The 25,309-nt window shown below is 41.7% G+C and carries 24 protein-coding genes; 5 read left to right on the top strand and 19 right to left on the bottom strand.

All coding sequences use genetic code 11. The features are described 5' to 3' along the window. The first annotated feature begins 215 nt into the window (after window positions 1-215). The 3 genes from pvcA to CKY02_RS03030 all read left to right on the top strand — a co-directional run bounded on the left by pvcA (window position 216) and on the right by CKY02_RS03030 (window position 4,079). The gene (pvcA, locus tag CKY02_RS03040) at window positions 216-1,193 is read left to right on the top strand and encodes an L-tyrosine isonitrile synthase (RefSeq protein WP_112894176.1); all 978 of its coding nucleotides are present in this window, start codon (window positions 216-218) and stop codon (window positions 1,191-1,193) included. Window positions 1,194-1,205: 12 nt separating this feature from the next. Then, window positions 1,206-2,051 (top strand): TauD/TfdA family dioxygenase, encoded by an 846-nt coding sequence (locus CKY02_RS03035; protein WP_112894175.1) that lies wholly within the window; start codon window positions 1,206-1,208, stop codon window positions 2,049-2,051. A gap of 351 nt (window positions 2,052-2,402) precedes the next feature. Further along, on the top strand, window positions 2,403-4,079 hold the full coding sequence (locus CKY02_RS03030) for a S8 family peptidase (protein ID WP_112894174.1): 1,677 nt from the start codon (window positions 2,403-2,405) through the stop codon (window positions 4,077-4,079). Window positions 4,080-4,290: 211 nt separating this feature from the next. Here the strand turns inward: CKY02_RS03030 and CKY02_RS03025 are convergent, their stop codons facing one another. The 18 genes from CKY02_RS03025 to yceD all read right to left on the bottom strand — a co-directional run bounded on the left by CKY02_RS03025 (window position 4,291) and on the right by yceD (window position 19,958). Then, a complete protein-coding gene (locus CKY02_RS03025; protein ID WP_112878482.1) occupies window positions 4,291-5,595 on the bottom strand; it encodes an NAD(P)/FAD-dependent oxidoreductase in 1,305 nt (434 codons plus the stop codon). A gap of 414 nt (window positions 5,596-6,009) precedes the next feature. Next, complete coding sequence (nagZ, locus tag CKY02_RS03020) at window positions 6,010-7,032, bottom strand: beta-N-acetylhexosaminidase (RefSeq protein WP_112894173.1); 1,023 nt, start codon at window positions 7,030-7,032, stop codon at window positions 6,010-6,012. Between the two features lie 167 nt (window positions 7,033-7,199). Further along, complete coding sequence (thiK, locus tag CKY02_RS03015) at window positions 7,200-8,063, bottom strand: thiamine kinase (RefSeq protein WP_112894172.1); 864 nt, start codon at window positions 8,061-8,063, stop codon at window positions 7,200-7,202. After that, complete coding sequence (gene lpoB / locus CKY02_RS03010; protein ID WP_112894171.1) at window positions 8,050-8,619, bottom strand: penicillin-binding protein activator LpoB; 570 nt, start codon at window positions 8,617-8,619, stop codon at window positions 8,050-8,052. Before lpoB ends, thiK begins: the two co-directional genes overlap by 14 nt. Before the next feature lie 184 nt (window positions 8,620-8,803). Continuing rightward, a complete protein-coding gene (gene hinT / locus CKY02_RS03005; protein ID WP_112878486.1) occupies window positions 8,804-9,160 on the bottom strand; it encodes a purine nucleoside phosphoramidase in 357 nt (118 codons plus the stop codon). Between the two features lie 68 nt (window positions 9,161-9,228). After that, on the bottom strand, window positions 9,229-10,014 hold the full coding sequence (locus CKY02_RS03000; RefSeq protein WP_112894170.1) for a metal-dependent hydrolase: 786 nt from the start codon (window positions 10,012-10,014) through the stop codon (window positions 9,229-9,231). Between the two features lie 31 nt (window positions 10,015-10,045). Beyond that, window positions 10,046-11,029 (bottom strand): DNA polymerase III subunit delta', encoded by a 984-nt coding sequence (gene holB / locus CKY02_RS02995; protein ID WP_112894169.1) that lies wholly within the window; start codon window positions 11,027-11,029, stop codon window positions 10,046-10,048. Then, entirely contained in the window at window positions 11,030-11,668 is a 639-nt protein-coding gene (tmk, locus tag CKY02_RS02990; protein WP_112894168.1) for a dTMP kinase, read from the bottom strand. It lies immediately after the preceding gene. Then, window positions 11,665-12,690: an endolytic transglycosylase MltG gene (mltG, locus tag CKY02_RS02985; protein ID WP_112894167.1), complete on the bottom strand. Its 1,026-nt coding sequence runs from the start codon at window positions 12,688-12,690 to the stop codon at window positions 11,665-11,667. The genes tmk and mltG overlap by 4 nt, the downstream gene beginning before the upstream one ends. Before the next feature lie 66 nt (window positions 12,691-12,756). Continuing rightward, entirely contained in the window at window positions 12,757-13,581 is an 825-nt protein-coding gene (gene pabC / locus CKY02_RS02980) for an aminodeoxychorismate lyase (protein WP_112894166.1), read from the bottom strand. A 228-nt stretch (window positions 13,582-13,809) separates the two neighbouring features. Next, a complete protein-coding gene (fabF, locus tag CKY02_RS02975; protein WP_112878492.1) occupies window positions 13,810-15,060 on the bottom strand; it encodes a beta-ketoacyl-ACP synthase II in 1,251 nt (416 codons plus the stop codon). A gap of 73 nt (window positions 15,061-15,133) precedes the next feature. Then, window positions 15,134-15,370 (bottom strand): acyl carrier protein, encoded by a 237-nt coding sequence (gene acpP, locus CKY02_RS02970; RefSeq protein WP_112894165.1) that lies wholly within the window; start codon window positions 15,368-15,370, stop codon window positions 15,134-15,136. Window positions 15,371-15,524: 154 nt separating this feature from the next. Beyond that, complete coding sequence (gene fabG / locus CKY02_RS02965; RefSeq protein WP_112894164.1) at window positions 15,525-16,259, bottom strand: 3-oxoacyl-ACP reductase FabG; 735 nt, start codon at window positions 16,257-16,259, stop codon at window positions 15,525-15,527. A gap of 7 nt (window positions 16,260-16,266) precedes the next feature. Then, window positions 16,267-17,199, bottom strand: a complete 933-nt coding sequence (gene fabD / locus CKY02_RS02960; protein WP_112894227.1) for an ACP S-malonyltransferase — start codon at window positions 17,197-17,199, stop codon at window positions 16,267-16,269. A gap of 24 nt (window positions 17,200-17,223) precedes the next feature. Next, window positions 17,224-18,177 (bottom strand): beta-ketoacyl-ACP synthase III, encoded by a 954-nt coding sequence (locus CKY02_RS02955; RefSeq protein ID WP_112878494.1) that lies wholly within the window; start codon window positions 18,175-18,177, stop codon window positions 17,224-17,226. A gap of 6 nt (window positions 18,178-18,183) precedes the next feature. Beyond that, complete coding sequence (plsX, locus tag CKY02_RS02950) at window positions 18,184-19,221, bottom strand: phosphate acyltransferase PlsX (RefSeq protein WP_112894163.1); 1,038 nt, start codon at window positions 19,219-19,221, stop codon at window positions 18,184-18,186. A 29-nt stretch (window positions 19,222-19,250) separates the two neighbouring features. Then, a complete protein-coding gene (gene rpmF / locus CKY02_RS02945) occupies window positions 19,251-19,421 on the bottom strand; it encodes a 50S ribosomal protein L32 (RefSeq protein WP_011147057.1) in 171 nt (56 codons plus the stop codon). 12 nt (window positions 19,422-19,433) lie between these two features. Beyond that, entirely contained in the window at window positions 19,434-19,958 is a 525-nt protein-coding gene (gene yceD, locus CKY02_RS02940; protein WP_036782159.1) for a 23S rRNA accumulation protein YceD, read from the bottom strand. A 142-nt stretch (window positions 19,959-20,100) separates the two neighbouring features. Between yceD and CKY02_RS02935 the strand changes: the two genes are divergently transcribed. Beyond that, entirely contained in the window at window positions 20,101-20,691 is a 591-nt protein-coding gene (locus tag CKY02_RS02935; RefSeq protein WP_112894162.1) for a Maf family protein, read from the top strand. On the opposite strand, the gene rluC is transcribed toward CKY02_RS02935, so the two are convergent. Next, window positions 20,688-21,647 carry a 23S rRNA pseudouridine(955/2504/2580) synthase RluC gene (gene rluC / locus CKY02_RS02930; RefSeq protein WP_112894226.1) on the bottom strand — a complete coding sequence of 320 codons (960 nt, stop codon included), beginning with the start codon at window positions 21,645-21,647 and terminating at the stop codon, window positions 20,688-20,690. The genes CKY02_RS02935 and rluC overlap by 4 nt on opposite strands. Window positions 21,648-22,206: 559 nt before the next feature. Here rluC and rne point away from each other — a divergent pair. Then, window positions 22,207-25,281, top strand: a complete 3,075-nt coding sequence (gene rne, locus CKY02_RS02925; protein WP_112894161.1) for a ribonuclease E — start codon at window positions 22,207-22,209, stop codon at window positions 25,279-25,281. The last annotated feature ends 28 nt before the right edge of the window (window positions 25,282-25,309 follow it).

Raw genomic sequence — 25,309 nt, 5'->3', positions numbered from 1 at the left:
GCCTTAATGTAACAATCAATCAAATATATTGACTAATTATATAAATCATATTCAAACATATTGTTTATTATTAAATAAATTATTAGATATTCTTAAATATTATATTATCTTTTAATTGCATTATCTTACACTTCGCCTATACCAATTAGTTGAACCGCTATTTATCTATTTTGAAAATAGATATACTTGCAACAAATATATGAGAAATCGTAATTATGCAAATTACCACCGCTAATAATATTACTTCCGGGAATGTTTCCACTAATAATATTTCTATGCAGATTCTGCGTGAGTTGTTGCAATATCGCAGACGCCTTACTGACTCAGGGAGGGATTCGGCTAAAGAAGAAGAGATTGTTAAAACTGTACAATTGCCCAGAATTGAACAATTTATCAAGAACAAAAAACCTATAGAATTTATTTTACCAGCATTCCCAACAAAATCACCAAACAGAAATAAAGTGCTTGGTACTGCTCCAGATATGGCAGAACGTCTATCTTTAATTTTTCTTAATTCTCTTTGCCAGCGTATCCAGCTTTATTATCCGCCTGGTGCCCGCATTATTATTTGCTCTGATGGGCACGTTTTCGGTGATCTGATTCACGTCAGTGATACAGTTATCAGCCAATATCATGAAGATATTAAGCAATTACTTCATGAAGTCGGTGCTATCAATTTAAGTACATTCAACCTTAATGACGATAAGGAACTTTGCGAACATAGTGATGATTTCAATTTACAGAGACATCTGTTAGTCAAACATTATGCCCGTTCAGAAGAATCTATCAAAGATGAACTATTGCAAAATAGTGATGGATTACAATTATATCGTGCGGTCACCCGCTTCTTATATGAAGACAGCTTATTACCCGGCTATACCGGATCAAACAATGCCCTACAAAAAGATGCCAAACAAAGAGCCATCGGTGTTATTCAACGAAGTTGGGCGTGGGGAAGTTTATTAGATACTCATTTTCCAAAAGCCATACGTCTGTCTATTCATCCTCAGCCAGCAGACAGTATTAAATTTGGTATTCATATGATGCCAACCCGGGATGATTGGTTAACCCCTTGGCATGGTGTCGCAGCCAATGTAAATGGGCAATTTATACTTATGAAACACAAAGAAGTTCAGATGATGGGCGGAAAATTAGTAAATATTCATGGAAAACCCAGTCACTATGTAATTTGAAGGAAAATAGCGATGACAGAATTAAATAGCTTTCAGACAGAAGAAATAACCCCTTTTGGTTTAAAAATTACGCCTCAATCTTCCGATCAACATATTGATACGTTATCAGTGGAACAACTGAAAGAACTGGCTAGAAAACACCATCTGCTTATATTACGTGGTTTTAAATCTGATTTATCTGATCACGAAAAATATGAAGAATATGCCCGTAATTGGGGAGAAATAATGATGTGGCCGTTTGGTGCTATTTTAGATGTTCGTGAATATCAAGATGCTACCGATCACGTTTTTGATAACAGCTATATGCCGTTGCACTGGGATGGCATGTATAAACCAACAATTCCCGAGTTTATTATGTTCCATTGCGCCCACGCACCTGAAAGCGACCAAGGGGGCAGGACAACCTTTGTCAATACTCGTCGTGTTGTTGCTAATGCTACTCAACAGCAATTAGAACAGTGGAAGAATATATCGATTACTTACCGCATTAATAAAGTCACTCATTATGGTGGGGAAGTTCACTCTCCTTTAGTGGAAGAACATCCGGACAGAAACGGATTCGTTATCAGATATAACGAACCGGCAGTAGATGGAGAAAAATTCCTAAATAAACATGCTATTGAATATCATAATATCAGCCCTGATCAAGTAGCAGAATTTCAACAAGATTTTATCAATATATTATATGATAAGCGCCATTTATATGCTCATGCATGGAAAAAAGGTGATCTGGTGATTGTGGATAATTTCTCTCTGCTACATGGACGTGAAGGATTTACTTCCAAATCAGAACGGCATTTACAGAGAATCCATATTCAATCTAATCCGGTATTTAATAATCAGGCGTTAAGATCATAGTATTCTTATATAAACGAAAAATTGGAAAGATTATTTGACTCTCACTGTACTTTATTGGGAGTCAAATGTTCTACTCTTATGAAAAATTTCACTTATTATGTAAATCTATCCTACACTATTAATGAGGTCATTCAGACTTAGCCATCTTAACAAAAACCTACTTTTTATTTTAAGAAAAATAACTTCCTCACCAAAGAAATTATAAATTAATTTTAAAATCACACTCAGTAATAATTAGTATAGATAATCCAGTTACTCTCTAACAGAACAATGGACTAAGAAATAATAATAATTTAAAATACTCAACTATAGTTATACTGAGGAGGAAATTAACTAAAGAGGAGAATGAAAATGTCCATATCCCTTGAGTATTTTCAATCTGCAAAATTTGACGGTAATTTATATCTTAAATGTCACGGTGAAATTAGTAACGATACAGAAATAAAATACACCGTAACCAATTCAAACACAAAAGAGATATATGAACGTTATAGTGAAGATAACCAACTCATCTGTTTGACTTCACTTAAACCCGCAAATTATACAATAGAAACCACCATTAAAAAAGATGGTAAAACAATTGCTGCGCTTACACCAGAAAATATAGAAATAAAAGAATCAGACTTTCTGTTTGATATCGATAAAAAAATCGATGAGATAAATAAAGACAAAACTGATAATATCAACATTAACCATATACCATCGAAACAGATACCTTCCAAAGGAAATACTGTTTCTTTAAAAGGAAATAATGATATCCCAAATAAGAATTTGAAATATAACCTTGAGATTATGTTTTCCCCTGATGGATTAAAAAAATTTGAAATAGAAAAAGATAATTTATTACCTGCTTTTAATTCATCTCAACATTCAATAGAGATAAAACCTGCTTTTAATCAAGAAGATTTAGATAAGAAAACCTGGAAAACACCAGAATTCAGTAAATTAATTCATCTTTACAAGATAGATGCTGATATTAATCATGCTGATTTAGTCAAGTTAGCCAATGAACTGGAGAAACTGGATTATGTCGAATTTTGCTCTCTTACGCCAATTTTGAAAGAGCTGCCGCCACCGCCTTTGCTTCTATCCGAAGAGGAAACGATAATTCCTGAATTTGATACTACTCATATCGTTACACCTGATTTTTCACATCTACAAGGATATTTAGACGAACACAGCGGTATGAATATCAGAAAAGCCTGGGATGAAGGTTATAAAGGCAAAGGTGTCACTGTACACCATCTTGATTTTGGCGTTTATAGAAACCATGAAGATTTAGTTGGTAATATTACGGTTATCAACAGCCGCCCAGAAACACAAGATTGTAATCACGGCACAGCCGCCACCGGCTGTATTGCTGCAAAAGATAATACATTCGGTGTGACGGGTATTGCTCACGAATGTCAATTCCGTTTTTATGACGTCGATGACTTTGATAGAATAATATATAGCTTTTTACCAGGAGATATTATTAGTTTAAATATTCAAACTGTAGCCAATAATAGATATTATCCTTTTACCTATCTCAAATCTAATTGGCAAAGAATAAAAAGTTGTGCTGATGCAGGGGCAATAATTATTTTCGCTTCTGGTAATAGCGGTATTAATTTAGCCTATGACTTCACTTTCCCTAATTATGGCGATCCTGGCGGTATTATGATTGGTGCCTGTACATCAATTAATGGACACAGGTTAGGCTTTTCCAATCATAATCTTCACACCAGTTTAAATTCCTGGGGTGAGAACGTCACAACTACTGGGTATACAAACTTACAGTACCTACCAGGAAATAATAGAAATTATACTCGTAGTTATAATGGAACATCCAGTGCGACACCTTTAGTCGCAGGTGCATTAGCGCTTATTCAGTCCTATATAAAATTAAAATATCATAAATATCTTAATTGCACTCAAATAGCAACACTGGTTAGAAGTAGCGGTTTTATAATAGGAGAACCACAAGGAATCGGCACGAGACCAAATGTCGCAAATGCTTTCAAATTAGTTGATCGTCTGTTTTCTTAATTAAAGTAAATGATTTAAGATTAAAGTCGTAATGCTTTATCAGGGCCACCCGTTATTCTACGGGTGGCCTTATATCAATTAAATATACCCTATGGATTTCAAGATGCATCGCGACGGCAAGGGAGTGAATCCCCGGGAGCATAGGTAACTATGTGACCGGGGTGAGCGAGTGCAGCCAACAAAGAGGCAACTTGAAAGATAACGGGTATAATTAATGCAGTTTTAATCGTGGACGGATAACACGGTTAATGCCGCCAACAAGCATCATCAAGCCAGTTTTAATATAACCATGTAAAGCCACCTGATGCATACGATATAAAGAGATATAGACAGCACGAGCTATACGCCCTTCGATCATCATTGAACCACGCATCAAATTGCCCATCAAACTACCCACCGTACTAAATTTAGACAATGATACCAATGAGCCATAATCTTTGTAGGTATACTCTTTTAACGGTTTATCATGCAACAAGGCAATAATATTACTGTAACAGCGGCTAGCCATTTGATGAGCCGCCTGTGCCCTTGGTGGAACAAAACCACCTTCCTTCTTCGAGCATGATGCACAATCACCAATGGCAAAAATATGATCATCAAGTGTCGTTTGCAGCGTTGGCTTTACCACTAGCTGATTAATTCGGTTGGTTTCAAGACCGGCAATATCTTTCATAAAATCAGGTGCTTTGATACCAGCAGCCCATACCATGAGATCAGCTTTAATCAGCTCACCTTCTTTAGTATTCAACCCACGTTCATCAGCGCTGGTCACCATAGTTTTGGTTAATACATGAACGCCAAGTTTTGTGAGTTCTTGATGTGCCGCAGCAGAAATACGTGCCGGCAATGCAGGCAAAATTCGCTCCCCTGCTTCGACTAGTGTCACGTTCAATGCTTCTGAACTCAGCCCTTCAAAACCATAACTGTTAAGCTGTTTTACCGCATTGTGCAATTCCGCTGATAACTCAACACCTGTCGCACCACCGCCAACGATAGCAATATTAACCTTATCTTGCTGACCACAGTTTGCAGAATATTTAAGAAACAGATTCAACATTTCATTATGGAAACGGTGAGCCTGTTGTGGGTTATCCAGGAAGATACAGTGCTCTTTCACACCTTGTGTATTAAAATCATTGGATGTACTTCCCAAGGCCATAACTAGAATGTCATAGCTCAATTCACGTTCAGGAACCAATACTTCGTTATATTCATCCCTGATCTCAGTCAAAGTAATTTTTTTGCTATCACGGTGAATATCAGTTAACGTCCCTAATTGGTAACTGAAATAGTGGTTACGGGCATGAGCCAGATAACTCAACGCATCAACCCCATCGTCAAGGGAGCCTGTTGCCACTTCATGTAATAACGGCTTCCATAAATGGCTTTGGTTACGATCCACCAGCACAATTTCTGCTTTCTTCTTACGACCCAACTTATGCCCCAGACTGGTTGCCAGTTCCAAACCACCGGCACCTCCACCAATGATAACAATTCTCTTCTTTGGTGTTGTCATGACTACTCCACTAAAATGTAAACCAAATGTTATTTAAGGACAGTAAAATAATACCTTTAAATAACATTTAGTTTTATACAAATAACTGATGTGATAATTACAGAATATCATGACTGGTTAGTGGGTCATACCAAAATTGAACAACATCAAATTCTTTTGAATAAATAAACATCAATCACAAAATTTGTCAATTTATTTTCAGTTGGTTGGATTCAGCTCTTATTTATTTCATTTTCTTATTTACATAGGAAATAAAATATGCTTCAAAAAAGATGCCTTAAAGAACCTGATATCAATGAAATTTTAGGAATGTGACCATGCTATGTATACAAAAAGCGGGATATTTTCCCGCACAATTAACATTAAAAGTCATTTATTTAGTAATAGAACAAACATAAGATACGACTTTACAAATTACCGCATACAACCCTGCCATTGCTCATGTAAAACCGTTAGTGCTTTATTAGCCTGTTGCCAACGTTTTGAATTCTTTAACTCATTCAGACTGTATTGACCACCTCGATGATACAATTCTGATAATTTCTCCACTTTGGTCAAAGGCAGATTATCAAGCACGCTAACTGCTCCATCACGGTTATTACATATCAAAATTATGTCACAACCTGCATTGAGAGCAGTCTGTCCGCGCTCAACATAACTTCCCATCATTGCCGCCCCTTCCATAGAGAGATCATCGGAAAATACCACGCCATTAAAACCCAATTGCTGACGCAGCACTGATTTTAACCAATATGACGACCCGCTGGCGGGATGTTCATCTACCTGAGAATAGATCACATGAGCCGGCATAATCGCATCCAATAAATTACGCTGGATAAAATCACGGAAAATAGACATGTCATGATGACAAATCGCTTCTAACGGGCGATCATCACAGGGAGTTTCTTTATGAGAATCAGCATCGACAGCACCATGCCCCGGAAAATGTTTACCCGTCGATTTCATTCCGGCAGAATGCATACCTTTAATAAAGTGCTCCGCCATCATCTTGGCCTGTTCAGGATCTTCATGGAATGAACGTTCACCAATAGCCACACACTGGTGACCTAAATCCAATACCGGTGCAAAGCTGATATCGATATCCATAGCAATCATTTCAGACGCCATCAACCAGCCCGCCTCTTCCGCCAATTGAGTGCCATTGAGATTGTCACTCAATCCAGCAAAAGATTGAGCCGCCGGTAAACAAGTGAAACCTTCTCGGAAACGCTGAACTCTGCCGCCTTCTTGATCAACAGCAATCACAAGACGATGACGAGAAGCCTCACGAATCTGACGGACTAATTCTCGTAATTGCTCAACATCATAAAAATTGCGGGTAAACAGAATTAATCCGCCCACTAATGGATGTTGCAAAATTTCCTTTTCTTCATTATCCAATTCATAACCAACAACATCTAACATAACCGGACCCATGACATTCCTCGCTTATACCCGTTATCTTTCAAGTTGCCTCTTTGTTGGCTGCGCTCGTTCACCCCGGTCACATAGTTATCTATGCTCCCGGGGATTCTCTCCCTTGCCGTCGCGATCCATCTTGAAATCCATTGGGTATATATTCATATTACTGCAATCAATGCAGCTTAAAACGTTAGACCAAAAGAGAGACGCAACGGTTGTGCTAGTTCTAAAAAGTGTGGATCACCACTCTGTTTCCAGCGCACTTCAAACCACATTAAAATCATGTAATCAACCCAAGGTAGCCAACGTTTAATTTGGCGTTCTAATAGTGTCCGGTTTGAATATCCTGATGACTGGCTACAATAGTAATTCAAAAAATCCTGCTGCTGCGACTCATCCCAATGATTAGTGCGAAACAGTGCCGCTAACGCAAATCCAATATCAGTATCAGTTGCATATTCCCAATCAATGAGTTTCAGCCCTTGAGAGGTATTAAGCAAATTACCGTAATGTACATCCATATGAGCGGGTGATAATTTTAGTATTGAAGGCATCGGAGACGACATAAAACGTTTATGCAGCCGCAACCAACAGGGAGTAAGACGCGCTTTATCAATTTGCAACCAATGGCTTTCTAGCTGATTCCTCAGTTGAAGCCGGTAACCAAACAGAGGCTGGTGATGCAAAATAGCCAATAATGCCGCCAGTTTTTGCAAAAAATCAGGCTGAGAAAACTCATTTTGCCCAATAATATGACCAGGCAACCACTCCAACAATAGCCAGTGAGGAACCATTGCTATGACTTGCGGAGCAATTTTTACCTGGCTGAGATGGCGCAAAATGGCGCTTTCACGCTGACGATTAACGCCAAGCTGTTTCCCCTGCTGCCCCTGCCTGCGGCCGACAATATGATATTCACCATTGGTGGCATAATAACTCTCATTCGTCAGCCCACTTAACGGTCTTATCTTCCAATCGTTTACCGCGGTATGCGGCCATTGTTTGCGCAATGCCTGCAATAAACAATTATGATTATTTAACGTCACCGTGCCCTGACCAAAGAATCTCGCCCGTCTTTACCAGCATCAGTTGCATGACGATATCACGCTTATCACTGTTACCTGAAACTATGGAATAGAGAACATAATCCGCATTCAAATAACGCGCCAGACCAATCGCTTTACTACGCAATCCCAAACTATCTTCTTCAGATAAGCCCAGAGATTGACGGGCATTTTGCACCTGATTTTGTGGTATTAATTCAAAAACATGCTCGCTACTGAGAGCCTGACGCAAAGTATCGGTTGCTTGCATGGTTTGTAATGCGCCGTTAGTATTATTTTTCACTGTATCAACTAATAGTAACTTCGCGTTTTCCAACCCATGAGCCTTAACGAGTTGCTCTACTAATGGTTGCACTGTACTTTCCCAGTCAACCGCGCTCATTTTAGGAGGCTCTGGTACCTTTTCAGATGGTGGTGTCGGTTTTTCCGATGGGGTCACTGGTACAACCGGCGTCGGAGGTTCAGGCCGCTCCGGTGGCAAGGATGGACATCCCGCCAAAAACATAACCGATAGTGCTACAAAAAGAATTCTTTTCATCAACCTATTCCAATTACAGAGTTTTAAAAAACAGATAAGTTTTTGCTGTGACACCAGCAACAAATTATCAGTTCAACTCCAATGATAAATTTGCAGCATTTATTTAAAAAATCGAAATATTCAGGGGCCAGCTTAAAATAAACATCCCCCCGAATATCTGCCTATGCCCATGAATTTCAGTACTTCACATCGACTTCATCAACAATGGCCCTAAATGGCGACCACCAACCAAATGCATATGAATATGATAAACCTCCTGCCCCGCATGGCGATTACAGTTCATAATCAAACGATATCCATCTTCAGCAATGCCTTCTTGTTCAGCAATTTTTGCCGCAACCGTCATCATTCGACCTAATGCTGCTTCATGCTCCGGTTTAACATCGTTCACTGTTGGGATCAGGTCATTTGGAATAATCAAAATATGAGTCGGGGCCTGTGGAGAAATATCGCGGAACGCAGTGACCAGATCGTCCTGATAAACAATATCAGAAGGTATTTCACGGCGAATAATTTTACTGAAAATAGTTTCTTCTGCCATCACATTTTCCTTTTATAAAAAACAACAGATATATGAGCGCTTACAAACCAAAGATTCAAGTTGATAAATCAAATTTTGTCTACATCAATATGAAATAAATCGCAAAAATTCTGTGTGGTCACTTCTGCCAATGCCTCAATATTCACCCCCTTGAGTACAGCCACATATTCCGCAACATCACGCACATAAGCAGGCTGGTTTTCTTTACCACGATGAGGCACAGGTGCAAGATAAGGAGAATCGGTTTCAATTAGAATACGATCCAATGGTACATATCTTGCTGCTTCACGGATCTGCTCCGCATTACGGAAAGTAACAATACCAGAGAATGAAATATAGAAGCCTAAATCCAGTAATTCTCTAGCCGTATCTTTATCTTCGGTAAAACAGTGCAAAACACCACCACATTCTCGTGCCTGTTCTTCACGTAATACCCTCAAAGTATCATCACGGGCACTACGGGTATGAACGATAACAGGCTTGTTGAGTTTGCGTCCGATACGGATATGTTCACGAAATGAAGTTCGCTGTAATTCAGCATTATCCTGTTGATAATAGTAATCCAGCCCAGTTTCACCTAGTGCAACAACTTCATTCCCAGCAGCTAAACGCGCTAACTCATCAAAATTATAACCTTCATCCAAGTTAAGTGGATGAATACCACAGGAAAATACGATATTTTCCCGTTCACCAATTAGGGTTTTCATTTGCTGGAAACCGGGTAGCGTCGTCGCTACTGCCAGCATAAATTTAACTTCCCGATCTGCCGCTTTCGCAACAACATCATCTACATTTTTATGTAGGTTTTCATAATCGAGACAATCGAGATGACAATGCGAATCAACTAACAACATATTTAAACTCGTATACAAAAAGATTTCAGGGTTATGAAGTAAACTGTTTTTCCCAATTGAGCAACTGTTCTGCCAGTAACAATTCCCAATTTACGCCCACGACTGAAAGCAACTGATGACGACAAGACATCCAATCATCAACGCTTTGCAGTAAAACAGCCATAGTATGCATGGAACTCAATTGATAAATCAGCGTTTGTTGATCCTGATTGATACAATAACGCTGTAACTGCTGTTGCCACTTCACCGCATCAAATAACAAACTGATAAGCCAATGAAGGCGTTGCGGCGCATTTTCATGATTCAGTTGGGGTAAAAGTGACAAAGCATCACGTTTATCCAAAGCCTGTTTAACAGCCTGGCAAAACTGTTCCCGTATCTGCCATTGCTCCGGTTGCAACAATTGTTCTGCGGCTACAGGTGCTCCCTGAGACAGTTTCAAGGCTGTCATTGCATCGACCGAAGAAATTAAAGGCAACTGTTTTTGCAACCAATAAAGGCTACTTTCCGTCTCGGGTACCGGCAGAAAATAGTAAAAACAGCGGCTGCGTAAAGTAGCCAAAAGACTGGACGGCTGCCGACATTTCAGAAGAAAATAGGTATGTTCCGGCGGCTCTTCCAACGTTTTCAATAATGCATTGGCAGCAGCATCTGTCAGACATTCGGTCAAAGGTAACCAGACAATTTTTACCCCACCTTGCTGAGAACGGCTATAGAGCTTTTCCGTAATTTGCCGTACCGCTTCCACACCAACACTGGTTTTACCCTTCTCCGGTGACATAATATGCCAATCAGGATGAGTTTCTGCCATCATCAGGTGACAACTATGACACTTTCCACAACTTTTTATCCCCTGTCTATTCCGACACATTAACCATCGGCTTAATCCATAGATCAACACATCGGCCCCAGTACCTGCATTAGCATGAACCAATAAAGCATGATGGCCTCGTCCTTGCTGATGAGATTCCACCAACTGACGATATGCCTGATTAAGCCACGGATACCAATTCATTTAGCCATTTTCCCGCCGCTTCAGCCATTGCCCAAACACCTGGCAAATATCGGCTTGTACTTGCTCTATTGGTTGAGCCGCATCAACGGTCACAATACGCTTATCCTGTGCTGCAAACTCCAGGTAACGACTGCGCGTGCGATCAAAAAAATCTATCGACTCTTTTTCAATTCGGTCTAACTCTCCACGCTCGCGGGCACGCAGTAAACCAATTTGAGGAGGAAGATCGAGATAAATAGTCAGGTCAGGACGAAAATCACCCAGCACAGTATCACGTAGCGAAGTCATCAAGTTTTTATCAATACCACGTCCTCCCCCTTGATATGCCTGGGAAGAGAGGTCATGACGATCACCCACAACCCATGTGCCACGGGCCAAAGCAGGTTTAATCACATTTTCGACTAATTGAACTCTGGCTGCATATAACATTAACACCTCTGCTTTATCCGTCAGAGGTTCACCTTCAACACCTTGTTTAATTAACCCACGTAATTTTTCTGCCAGAGGTGTTCCACCCGGTTCACGGGTAAAAATTAAATTCTGAATACCGTGCTGCTGCAATATTTCAACGACTGTTTTCATCGCTGACGTTTTTCCTGCACCTTCCAGCCCTTCAATAACAATAAATTTGCCGTTCATTTGTCCTGTTTTAACCTCTGACGGTAAATATTTACCGCCTTGTTATGCGCAGCCAGATTAGTTGTAAAAGTATGACCACCTTCGCCATTCGCCACAAAATAGAGAAATTCGGTTTTTGCCGGGTGTGCAGCCGCTTTTATAGAAGCAAGGCCAGGCATTGCAATCGGTGTAGGGGGCAGACCATTAATCATATAAGTATTGTAGGGCGTCAATGTCGTTAAATCTTTACGAAAAATAGTGCCTGTATATTTTTCACCTAAACCATAAATCACTGTCGGATCAGTTTGAAGTCGCATATTCAACCGTAAACGATTAATAAACACAGAAGCAACTTTTGTCCGCTCAGCCTCAACACCGGTCTCTTTTTCAATAATCGACGCCATAATCAACATTTCATAAGCATTATTATAGGGCAGATTTTTGTCGCGACCTTCCCATTCCTCTTCCAGCGTCATTTTCATCTGTCGATATGCTCGTTTCAGCAATGTTACATCGCTTGTGCCTGCCGTATAGTGATAGGTATCAGGATAAAGCCACCCTTCCAGAGTATCTGTATCTTTAATATCGAGTATTTCAGCCAATTCCTGAGCATCTTTATTATCCAATTCATGTTTAAGATATTCAGATTGCTGTAGTATTTTCCACCAGTCAGATAAACGGCTACCTTCAACAAAACGGACCGTAAATTGCGCTTCTTTACCACTAGAGAATAATTGCAACATTTCCCGTAAAGTCATTTCTCGCGTTAATGGGTAAGTTCCCGCCTTGAACTCGGCAAGTTTTGGCTCCAACCTTAATAACCAAGGGAAAATATGACTATCTTCAATCAGGTTATCCCGAACCAGTAACGCTTCCAAACCATGACGACCAATACCTGCTGGTAGGGTAAATATTCGATCCTGTTTAATTGTTAGTGTTTGATCCGCAAATTTTTCAACTTTTTCATAGCCAGCATAGAGTAATATCGCTGCCGTAATGACAATCAAAGCCAATAGGGCAAAAAGGCGTTTTTTCCATTTCATCAATTAATCTAATCACTTAAACACATTGTTCACTTAAACACACGGTTCACTTAAATACGTCGTGAATTACAACTTCAGACATTCAGGAAGCAAATATTCATATAGTTCCCTTGACTGATATTTCCATCCGGGTTGATTTTCATGAGCTTGAATTTTTTTGACAGATATCACTGGCATTAAAGAATTACAAACTATCACTTCATCTGCATCAGCCAATGTTTCGGGATAACAGCTTACACAAGAAAAGTGATAATCGCTTTCCGATAATAACGCGATTATTCTTTCCCGCATCACACCTTCGATACCACAACCTCGTAAATCAGGAGTATACACATCTTTTCCTTTACGCCAGAAAATGTTTGCAGTACAACATTCAACCAGAAAACCATCAGTATCAAGTACCAGAGCTTCATCAGCATTTGATTTTTCGATAAATGTTTTAATCAATATCTGTTCTAATCGATTAAGGTGTTTAATTCCGGCAAGATAGGGGTTTATTCCCATCGGTACCGGACTGAGCACCATAGATAAACCTTCCTGACGCTGTTTCAAATACTTATCGGGATAAGGACTCAGAGACAAGATCTGATTAGATTGCGTAAACCCCTGAGCACTATAGCCACGCCCTCCGGTTCCACGGGAAATAATAACTTTAAGTACACCTTGTTCAGTCGTGGAGACAATCTGTCTTATATGACTTTCAAGCTGTTGCCAATCGGGTTGTGGAAGATATAACCTTTCAACGCCTTTTTGTAATCTTTGGATATGTAGTGACAACAAAGCGGCCTGCCCCTGTTCTATTCTTGCTGTTGTGAAGCAACCATCACCGAATTGAACTGAACGATCATTGACCGGTAAATAGTCGCACTGCTCTCCATTAATCCAATACATATAATTTTATTCTTAATTATTCAAAAAAGGCATTTCAATGCAATTTATCAACAAACGGTATCATAGTATATCGCTGATACGAGTGCAAAATGTCCATGATTCTTGCCACAAAAAAAGCTCCAATAATTATTAACTATTGGAGCTCTCTATACTATCGCCTTAAAGTATTTACAAAATCATACTGAGCGGAACTCAACCGTATTTTTCTGTAATATCAGGCGCTACCTGTTAATCAGGTTTAATCTTACGAAAAATCAGTGAGCCGTTAGTGCCACCGAAACCGAAAGAATTACACAATGCATATTCCATCCCCTCTACCTTACGGGACTCATTTGGCACGAAATCCAGACGGCAGTTCTCATCCTGATTTTCCAGGTTGATAGTCGGCGGAACAACTTGATCACGTAATGCCAGGATAGTGAAAATAGATTCAACCGCCCCCGCAGCACCCAATAAATGACCCGTCATTGATTTGGTGGAACTCACTAAAACATCAGTGCCTTCACCAAACACGGACTCAACCGCATGGGCTTCCGCTAAGTCGCCAGCAGATGTTGAAGTACCGTGAGCATTAATATATCCCACTTGCTTGGTAGTGATACCGGCATCTTTCAGAGCATTTTCCATCGCCAACGCAGCACCTGCACCATTTTCTGGTGGTGACGTCATATGATAAGCATCGCTGCTCATGCCAAAGCCAACGATTTCTGCGTAAATTTTCGCACCACGCCTCTTCGCATGCCCATACTCTTCCAGTACCAAGATACCTGCACCATCCCCCAGAACAAAACCATCACGGCCTTTATCCCACGGACGACTTGCACCTTGTGGATTATCGTTACGGGTAGATAAAGCACGGGCAGCACCAAAACCACCAACCCCCAGAGGAGTACTGGCTTTTTCTGCACCACCGGCCAGCATAATGTCAGCATCATTATAAGCAATAATACGGGCAGCATGACCAATATTATGTACACCTGACGTACATGCCGTGGCGATAGAAATACTTGGGCCACGCAAACCGTAAATAATACTCAGATGACCTGCTACCATATTTACGATCGTAGAAGGTACGAAGAACGGGCTGATCTTACGAGGACCACTCGCCACCAACGCCCCGTGATTTTCTTCAATCAGACCCAAACCACCAATACCAGAACCAATAGCAGCACCAAAACGACTAGCATTGGCTTCTGTTACTTCAATTCCAGAATCTTCAATGGCTTGCACACCTGCTGCAATACCATATTGAATGAAATCATCCATTTTTCGTGCATCCTTGCGCGAAATATTGAAATCTTCATGATTAAAATCTTTAACCAGACCAGCAAACTTAGTTGCATGGTGACTGGTGTCAAAATGGTCAATAAGGCTGATACCACTCTGTCCGGCACAAACAGCTTTCCAAGAAGATTCAGCTGTATTACCGACAGGAGATAACATGCCTAGTCCGGTCACAACTACTCGACGCTTAGACACGCTTATCCTCCAAGGAGGGAAATTATTTAGGGCAGAAACATAGGCGGTCGAATGACCGCCTAGGTGTGTTCACTTATTCGCTTTGGTTCTGGACGTAATCAATAGCTGCCTGAACTGTAGTGATCTTTTCTGCTTCTTCATCTGGAATTTCGATATCGAACTCTTCTTCCAGAGCCATTACCAGTTCAACTGTGTCAAGAGAATCAGCGCCCAAGTCATCTACAAAAGAAGCTGAATTAATAACTTCTTCCTCTTTAACACCAAGTTGTTCAACGATGATTTTTTTAACGCGTTCTTCAATAGTGCTCATGCTATTAAATTTCCTATCAAAATTCGCTTTCGCGATGGTTTTCGTAGTTTATAAAATACAGGAAAAGATGCAACCCAATCCCGGCTGGTCGAACCACAAACTTGCTCTATTTTGCGTTATTTGACACAAAAAATGCAACTGGTTCGCTCATTTTTTAGTTCATATACATGCCGCCATTGACATGTAATGTTTCGCCTGTGATGTAAGCCGCTTCATCAGAAGCGAAGAAAGCCACAGCACTAGCAATTTCTTTTGCATCCCCAAGCCGCTTAGCGGGGATATCATTCGAAAAGTTCGCCAACTGCTCTTCTGGCAATGCTTTTAGCATATCAGTTTCAATCAGCCCTGGCGCAACAACGTTAACAGTAATACCACGGGAAATCACTTCCCGAGCCAATGTCTTGCTGAAACCAACAAGCCCTGCTTTCGCCGCTGCATAGCTTGCCTGCCCAACATTCCCCATCGATCCAACAACAGAACCAACAGAGATGATACGACCGTAACGTTTTTTTATCATAAAGCGCATCGCCGCTTTTGACATACGGAAAACGGATGAAAGATTAGTGTCAATAATATGCTGCCACTCATCATCCTTTATACGCATCACCAGATTATCACCGGTGATACCCGCATTGTTCACTAAAATGTCAAGCCCGCCACACTCTGTTCGGATGGCAGACATAAGCTGTTCAATCGATTCCGGATCAGTGACATCCAGTACAAAACCTTTACCTTTTTCACCAAGGTAAGTACTGATGACTTCAGCGCCTTTATCGCTTGTTGCTGTACCAATGACATAGGCTCCGCGCTCTGCTAATAGCTCAGCAGTTGCACGGCCGATCCCACGGCTAGCACCTGTTACTAATGCAATCTTTCCATCTAATCTCATATTACCCTCAATTATTTTCCAATGCAGTTATTAGTGTAGCTGTGTCATTAACTGCTGCTGCGCTTAAGGTATTGACAATTCGTTTAGTTAAACCTGTCAAAACTCTACCTGGCCCTATTTCTAATAGCTGTCCAACACCCTGTCCAGCAATAAATTCAACTGCTTCTCTCCAACGGACAGGATTATAGAGTTGTCGTACCAATGCATCACGGATAGCTTCAGCAGATTGTTCTATTTTCACATCAACATTATTTACCACCGGGAACTGAGGATGGCTAAATTCAATTCCTTCCAAAACAACTGCCAGCTTATCTGCGGCGGGTTTCATCAGTGCACAATGCGACGGTACACTGACTGCCAAAGGCAGCGCACGTTTCGCACCTGCGGCTTTACATGCATCACCAGCACGCTCTACCGCCTCTTTCTCACCCGCAATAACAACCTGGCCAGGTGAGTTAAAGTTAACAGGAGAAACAATTTGCCCCTGAGCGACTTCTTTACAGGCACGATCAATGGATTCATTATCTAAACCAATAATAACATACATTGCACCAGTACCTTCAGGTACAGCTTCTTGCATCAATTTGCCACGCAGTTCAACAAGTCTAATTGCTTGTTTGAAATCAATGACACCTGCACAAACCAGTGCAGAATATTCACCAAGACTATGTCCAGCCATCAGTGATGGTGCTTTTCCACCTTTTTCCTGCCAAACCCGCCAGATAGCAACCGATGCGGCCAACAACGCGGGTTGAGTTTGCCATGTTTTATTCAGTTCTTCTTCTGGCCCCTGTTGAACCAGAGCCCAGAGATCATATCCCAGCACATCAGACGCTTCAGCGAAAGTTTGCTCGACAACCGGGAACGCTGTAGCCAAATCGGCCAACATACCAAGGTCTTGTGAACCCTGACCAGGAAATACCATTGCAAATTCAGACATAGACATGTTCATCTTCCTGTCAAATTAAAAACGTATCAGTGCTGAACCCCAAGTAAGGCCACCACCAAAAGCCTCAATTAAGATTAACTGACCGCGCTTAATCCGGCCATCACGTACTGCTTCATCAAATGCTGTGGGTACCGATGCCGCAGAAGTATTACCATAACGATCCAGCGTTACTACTACTTTATCCATTGTCATATTTAATTTTTTAGCTGTCGCTGCGATAATACGCAAATTAGCCTGATGAGGTACCAGCCAATCCAACTCACTATATGGTAAGTTATTTGCTTCTAAAGTCTCATCAACTATGTTAGCCAATTCACGGACTGCAATCTTAAATACTTCATTACCGATCATACTAGCATACGCTGGTTCTTTTAGATTCTGACGCTCCTGATAAGGCAATACCAACAATTCACCATAGCTACCATTCGCATGAAGGTGAGTTGAAAGAATTCCTGGCTCATTAGAAGCCCCTACCACCATAGCACCTGCACCATCGCCAAACAGGACAAGTGTTCCGCGATCTTCTGGATCAAGTGTTCTGGTAATAGAATCAGAACCAATAACCAATGCATGTTTTGCCGCACCGGTTTTAATAAACTTATCAGCAATACTCAGTGCATAAACAAAACCAGAACAAGCAGCAGAAATATCAAAAGCCGCTGAATTTTGGGTACCCAACATGTGCTGAATTTGGCACGCAGAACTGGGGAAAGCATGGGTGGATGAAGCTGTTGCAACAATGATTAAATCAATCTGCTCTTTATCAATGCCAGACATTTCAATTGCTTTCTTTGCAGCCCGGAACCCCATAACCGCAACAGTTTCATCATCAGTAGCAATACGACGTTCGCGGACACCTGTACGGGTAATAATCCACTCATCAGAAGTATCCACCATTTTTTCTAAATCAGCATTAGTACGCACTTGCGCAGGTAGATAACTACCTGTACCTAAAATTTTTGTATACATGTATGTTCAGTCACTCTTGGGTAATGCTGTTTCCAGGCGTGCAGCAATTCTATCAGGAACCTGCCTTTCAACGGCCTGAACAGCCTGTTCGATTGCGGCTTTAAACGCATGCTCATTAGCCGCCCCATGGCTTTTGATTACAATTCCATATAATCCTAACAGACATGCGCCATTATACTGGTCAGGGTTCAGGTGACCGAAGCGTTTTGTCATCCGTTTTTGCAGCCACTTCTTGACTATTCTCAACAACCAGGAAAATTTTTTCTTTTGTCCATCCGATGATTTAAGCAGGGATAAGATAACTCTGATCGCCCCTTCCATCGTTTTTAACGTCACGTTACCTGCGAAGCCGTCACATACCAATACATCGCTCTTACCTGTCAGTAATTCGTCACCTTCCAGATAACCAATGTAATTTATCGTTGGAATGCGCTTTAAAATAGTGGCGGCTTCGCGGATATTATCCAGCCCTTTACTCTCTTCCGTACCAATGTTAAGCAATGCTACCGCGGGATTAACCACCCCCACGACTTCCTCGGCCATTACTGAACCCATAATGGCGAATTGCACCAGCATGCGGCTATCGCAATTAACATTGGCACCTAAATCCAATACGACAGTTTGCCGCTGTTTCAGGTTTGGCAACACGGTCATCAAAGCAGGTCTTTCAATGCCTTCTATCGATTTTAGCATCAATTTAGATAACCCCATCAATACTCCGGTGTTTCCTGCACTGATACACGCCTGCGCTTCACCTGATTTCACTAAATCCAGGGCAATACGCATTGACGTTCCTCGGCTGTTACGAATCGCTTGCGACGGTTTCGCATCATTAGCCACAACCCGTTCAGCCGGAACCACGTGTAAACGACTGAGCAACTCAGCATCACTATTTACAAGCATCGGAGAAATGATATCGGGGATTCCGACCAGCAATAATTTAAGTCTAGGGTTAGACGCCAGTGCCTGCAATGCAGCAGGCACCGTAACGCGAGGACCAAAGTCCCCGCTCATGGCATCTAACGCTAAAGTCAGATTAGTCAAGGTATCAACTTGCTAATGACTGGCGGAGATTATTTGTTGATGACTTTGCGGCCACGGTAGTAGCCATCAGCAGTCACATGGTGACGCAGGTGAGTTTCACCAGAAGTTTTATCTACAGATAGTAATGGTGCGGTCAGTGCATCATGAGAACGACGCATACCACGTTTAGAACGAGTTGGTTTATTCTGTTGTACGGCCATTGACCTTACTCCTTAAGTACTTTTCTTTAAGCTGGCTAATACGGCAAATGGGTTTGGTTTTTCAGCCTCTAGAGGTAATTCACCAAACACCATGTCCGCTTCGGACACTTCACAGTGTTCAGAATCATGTACCGGAACTACCGGCAGAGAAAGAATTATTTCATCTTCAATCATTGCCAGCAAATCTATTTCGCCAAATTCGTTAACGTCAATTGGCTCATACTCTTCCGGTAATGCTTCAGCCTGTTCATCATTGACGACCGGGCTAAAACAATATGTTATGTGAACGTGATGGCTGAAATTACCGCCACAACGCTGACATTCAAGCGTAACATCCACATCGGAATGCCCACGCACAACCGCCAGACGTTGGTTATCTATCTGAAACGATAAAACGCTGTCTACATCATTGTCCACGCTAACCACAGATTCCGCGATACGCAAAACTTGCTCAGGTGAATAACTACCTGCGTAGTCTAATCGTTTCTGAGCTGCGCGAAGCGCATCAATGGTCAGGGGTAATTTTACCTTTTGCATAAGGCGCGCATATTATCTTTGTAATGAGGTATAGTCAAAGAAAAAGGCCACACATCTGCACCTTTCCGCCAAATATTCGCTTATTAAGCTGTGCCTAGTTTAAAATGCCTGCAATTATTTCGCCATGTCTTTTGGAAAAATTATGACACAAATCATTTTAGCTTCCACATCAGCTTATCGCCGCATGTTACTGGAAAAACTTCGTTTACCCTTTATATGCGCAGCTCCTAATACTGATGAAACACCTCGAATGAATGAAAATGCAGAGCAGCTCGTTATGCGTTTGGCGCAAGCCAAGGCACAGGCATTACAAACAAAATATTCTCAGCATTTGATTATTGGTTCTGATCAAGTTTGTGTTATTAACGGCGAAATCACCGGCAAGCCCCACAGTCTTGAAAATGCATTTAAACAATTACGGCAAGCCAGTGGTCATTGCGTCACCTTTTATACCGGCATTTCTCTCTTTAACAGCAAAACAGGAATAACCGATACCCGTTGTGAATTATTCAATGTCTATTTTAGAGAGCTGGCTGATGATGAAATCTGGGCTTATTTAACTGCGGAAACCCCCCTTAATTGTGCCGGAAGCTTTAAAAGCGAAGGGTTAGGAATCACTTTATTTGAACGACTTGAAGGGAAAGATCCGAATACGCTGATAGGTTTACCATTAATTACATTGACTGAATTATTAATCCGCCAGGGGGTAAACCCACTGACGGCGATAGGTTAATTGCTGTGATTCTGACGTAGCGTTTTTATACAATAGCGCAATTGCTCATCCATCGGTGCTTCAAGACATAATGTCTCCCCCGTCGAGGGATGAGTAAATTTTATCGCACCGGCATGCAAGAATAGGCGGTTAAGACCCGTAGCTGACAGTTGCGAATCAAAAACTCTATCCCCATAGCGATCATCAAAAGCGATCGGATGCCCAGCATATTGAGTATGAACACGGATTTGATGAGTCCGACCCGTTACCGGACTGGCTTTCACTAACGTTGCATTGGCAAAACGCTCTTCTACTTTAAAACGCGTTTCAGAAAGCTTACCTTCACTGTTTACTTTAACAATCCGCTCACCACTTTGCAGGATGTTTTTCAGCAATGGAGCCTGAACAACCTTACAATGTGATTGCCATTGTCCTCGTACTAAAGCCAGATAATCTTTCTGCATCTGTTTAAGGCGTAATTGCTCATGCAAGGCCCGTAAAGCTGAGCGTTTTTTAGCAATTAACAAAATTCCAGAGGTATCACGATCTAAACGATGCACTAATTCGAGGAATTTTGCTTCCGGACGCAAAACCCGTAATCCTTCAATAACACCAAAACTTAAACCACTACCGCCATGAACGGCCGTACCAGAAGGTTTATTGAGCACCAGAATATAGTCATCTTCGTATAAGATACAATCGTCTAATGCAGCGACTTTATCCAGTTTAGCTGAAACTGGCGCTTCTTGCCGTTCTGCAACCCGGACCGGTGGAATTCTGACAACATCCCCCGCGGACAATTTATACTCAGGTTTTATCCTGCCTTTATTTACCCGCACTTCCCCCTTACGCACAATCCGGTAAATCATGCTCTTAGGAACACCCTTCAAACGCGCTAATAAAAAATTATCAACTCGCTGTCCAGCTTCATCGTCATCAATAGTGACAAATTGTACAACTTGATTATTCGTTTTCATGATAGCAATTTTAATTATCACTCAAGCAGAGTGCTACTCATTTTTAAATATGTGTAAAAATCACGCATACTTTCCGGTTGTTACCTTCCCTACTTTAAGATAAAGATTAAATATTAACTATTTCTTCCTATTTCATCAGAAAAACCGCTTAAAGACATAAAGTCACCTTGCTATCACCCCAACAGCAATGGAATAATACGTAGCCATCATCAGTTTTTTAAACCTGAATGGCGAAGTTAAACGTTTGTTCTTCATTTGATTGCACAAAAACGCAGCAATGGCGTAAGACGTACTGGGAAATCAAATAATTAGCGGGCTACGGGTAGCAGATTACTGGAATTGGATCAAATCAGCTTCATTTATATTTGCAGATTATTCCTAGAAAAGGGTACTGTTTTCTAAGTGAAAATTCAGACCTGCCGAAAATATGCGTCTCTATACAAACGACAACCGGGAGGTTGGCGGATTTGTAAAAGACACGAGACCATCGGTTACCAGTCGCTCATCTATATTTGCCCGTAGCTCTATAACTAATGTAAAAAATAATGAGTAAGTTACAATGAAAAGAATGCTAATCAACGCAACTCAGCAAGAAGAGTTGCGTGTTGCTCTGGTTGACGGGCAACGCCTTTATGATTTGGATATCGAAAGCCCAGGACACGAGCAAAAAAAAGCAAATATCTACAAAGGTAAAATCACCCGAATTGAACCTAGTCTGGAAGCTGCTTTTGTTGACTACGGCGCTGAACGGCATGGTTTCCTTCCTATTAAAGAAATAGCCCGCGAATATTTTCCCAATAACTACCATCCTCATGGTCGCCCTAATATCAAAGATGTTTTAAGGGAGGGCCAGGAAGTTATCGTTCAAGTCGATAAAGAAGAACGTGGTAATAAAGGGGCCGCCTTAACCACTTTTATCAGTCTGGCGGGCAGTTATCTGGTACTAATGCCTAATAACCCTCGTGCGGGCGGTATTTCCCGCCGTATCGAAGGAGATGACCGCACAGAACTGAAAGAAGCCTTGGCATCGTTAGAAGTGCCAGAAGGAATGGGACTGATCGTCCGCACCGCGGGTGTCGGTAAGTCCGCAGAAGCACTACAGTGGGATTTATCATTCCGCCTTAAACACTGGGAAGCGATCAAAAAAGCCGCCGAAAACCGCTCCGCTCCCTTCTTAATCCATCAAGAAAGTAATGTTATCGTCCGTGCTTTCCGCGACTATTTGCGCCCAGACATCGGTGAAATCCTAATCGACAATCCCAAGGTTCTCGATCTGGCACGGCAACATATCACCGCACTTGGCCGCCCGGATTTCACCAGTAAAATTAAGCTGTATAGTGGTGAGGTTCCCCTGTTCAGCCATTATCAAATTGAATCACAGATTGAATCTGCATTTCAGCGTGAAGTTCGTCTGCCATCAGGCGGTGCTGTGGTTATCGATACCACAGAAGCATTAACTGCGATCGATATTAACTCTTCCCGTGCAACACGCGGAGGAGATATCGAAGAGACGGCTTTTAATACCAACCTTGAAGCAGCGGATGAAATTGCCCGTCAATTACGCCTGCGTGACCTTGGTGGTTTGATTGTTATCGATTTTATCGATATGACACCAGTACGTCATCAACGTGAAGTGGAAAACCGCCTACGTGATGCTGTTCGCCAGGATCGTGCTCGTATTCAAATTGGCCGTATTTCCCGTTTTGGTCTACTGGAAATGTCCCGTCAGCGCCTGAGCCCATCACTAGGTGAATCCAGCCACCACGTTTGCCCACGCTGTAGCGGCACAGGAACTATTCGTGATAATGAATCCCTATCGCTATCCATTTTGCGTCTGATTGAAGAAGAGGCACTGAAAGAGAACACGCATCAAGTCCATGCTATTGTTCCAGTACAAATCGCCTCATATCTACTAAACGAAAAGCGCCAGGCAGTCAGTGCAATTGAACGCCGTCAGGGAGATGTTGGCGTAGTTATCGTGCCTAACGATCAAATGCAGACTCCTCACTTCTCTGTTCTACGCGTGCGTAAGGGTGAGGAAATTTCTGCCCTGAGCTATCTGCTTCCTCAATTTTATGAAGCAGGAACGATAAATCCTCAAGAAGATGTCCAACCTGAACGTAAGCGTCCTGAGCAGCCCGCTATTTCTGCTTTTGCTTTGCCAGCCGATACGCCAGCACAGCAACCATCACATAAAACAAAAGAGAAAAAGCCAAACCACACTGCTCAGACTATAGCGGAACAACCTGGTCTCTTAAGCCGCTTCTTGGCTGCTTTGAAAAAAATGTTCAGTACAGAAGCAGAAGAAGAAAAACCGGCACAGAAAAAAGAGAATAAATTATCTGGTCATGATAACCGTCGCTCTTCTGAACGACGCAATCAACGCCGCCAAAATTCACGTAAAGATCGTGATGATAATAATCTGCGTGATGAACAACGTAATAACCGTGATCGTGACGAACAACGGAAAAATCGTAATACTCAACAGAAAAATGGCACTCAAGATAACAATGTGACGATAGATACTGCTGCTCGTGAAACCGAAACCCAACAGCAGCAACGTCGCGAGCAACGTGCAGAACGTCAACGCCGTCGTCAGGAAGAAAAACGCCAGCGGCAACTTGAAACCCAGAAGCCAGAAGTCGTTGAAAATGAGGTTGAAGAACGTCTACCGGTTATACCACGTCGCCAACGTCGTCAGCTTGAGCAAAAAATTCGCATCATAGATGAAGTGAAAGAAGTTACAACTGCCGCCTCGCTGCCCGTACCTGTTGTTACAGAAGGGCAATTACCAGTACCTGTTGAAATACCGGTAGAAACAGCTCAGCCGCAACAATTGACTGAAAATAAAGAGCAACAAGATAATGTTATGCCACGCCGCTCTCGTCGCTCACCTCGTCATTTGCGCGTTAGTGGTCAGCGCCGCCGCCGTTACCGCGATGAAAGAAATCTACTTCAATCACCGGTACCATTATCCATGGCTGTTGCATCACCAGAAATGGCTTCCGGTAAAGTTTGGGTTCGCTATCCGGTGGTTCCGATTTCCATGGAAATGCCTGAGGAAATTTCCATGATCGAACAGCAAGAACAGCAAAATGAGGTATTGTCGGCAATAGCAACAGAAATAGTACCCGCAATCATCATTGTTGCAGAATCTGAACAAACCATCATTGAATCTCCGAAGGTAGCAGAGACGCTAGAAACTCACCAAAACGGAATCAAATCTGAAACAGGCATTACAGAACAAAATGACATTGTTCTACAGCAAACTGAATCAGCACAGGAAGAACGGTCAGTTATTGAACTGGTCGCAATAACACCAACTATTCCTAAATTTGAGCAGCAATCTGAAGCAGAAGATGACATCGTTGTTTCTAAAGAAATTGCAGCAGTGATGATTATTGAAGAGAGTAAAGATGAAATGGTTAAACAACCTGTTGCTATTATAGCCAAAGTTCATCATTCTTACGCGCCGATGACCAAAGCACCAGCCCCTGAGATGATTGAAAAACCTATTGTTATCAGAGAATGGCAACGACCTTTTTCTCATTTTGAAGGGAAAGGGGGAGCTGGAGGCCATTCAGCCACTAATGCGGCTACTTCACCAATGGCTAAACCGCAATTCTTTGAATAAACAACATTGTTTAATATCAGCAGAATGG

This window comes from Photorhabdus bodei (assembly GCF_003287735.1).
In the GTDB taxonomy this organism is placed as follows: Bacteria; Pseudomonadota; Gammaproteobacteria; order Enterobacterales; family Enterobacteriaceae; genus Photorhabdus; species Photorhabdus kayaii.
This window is presented reverse-complemented; position numbering and strand designations above follow the sequence as displayed.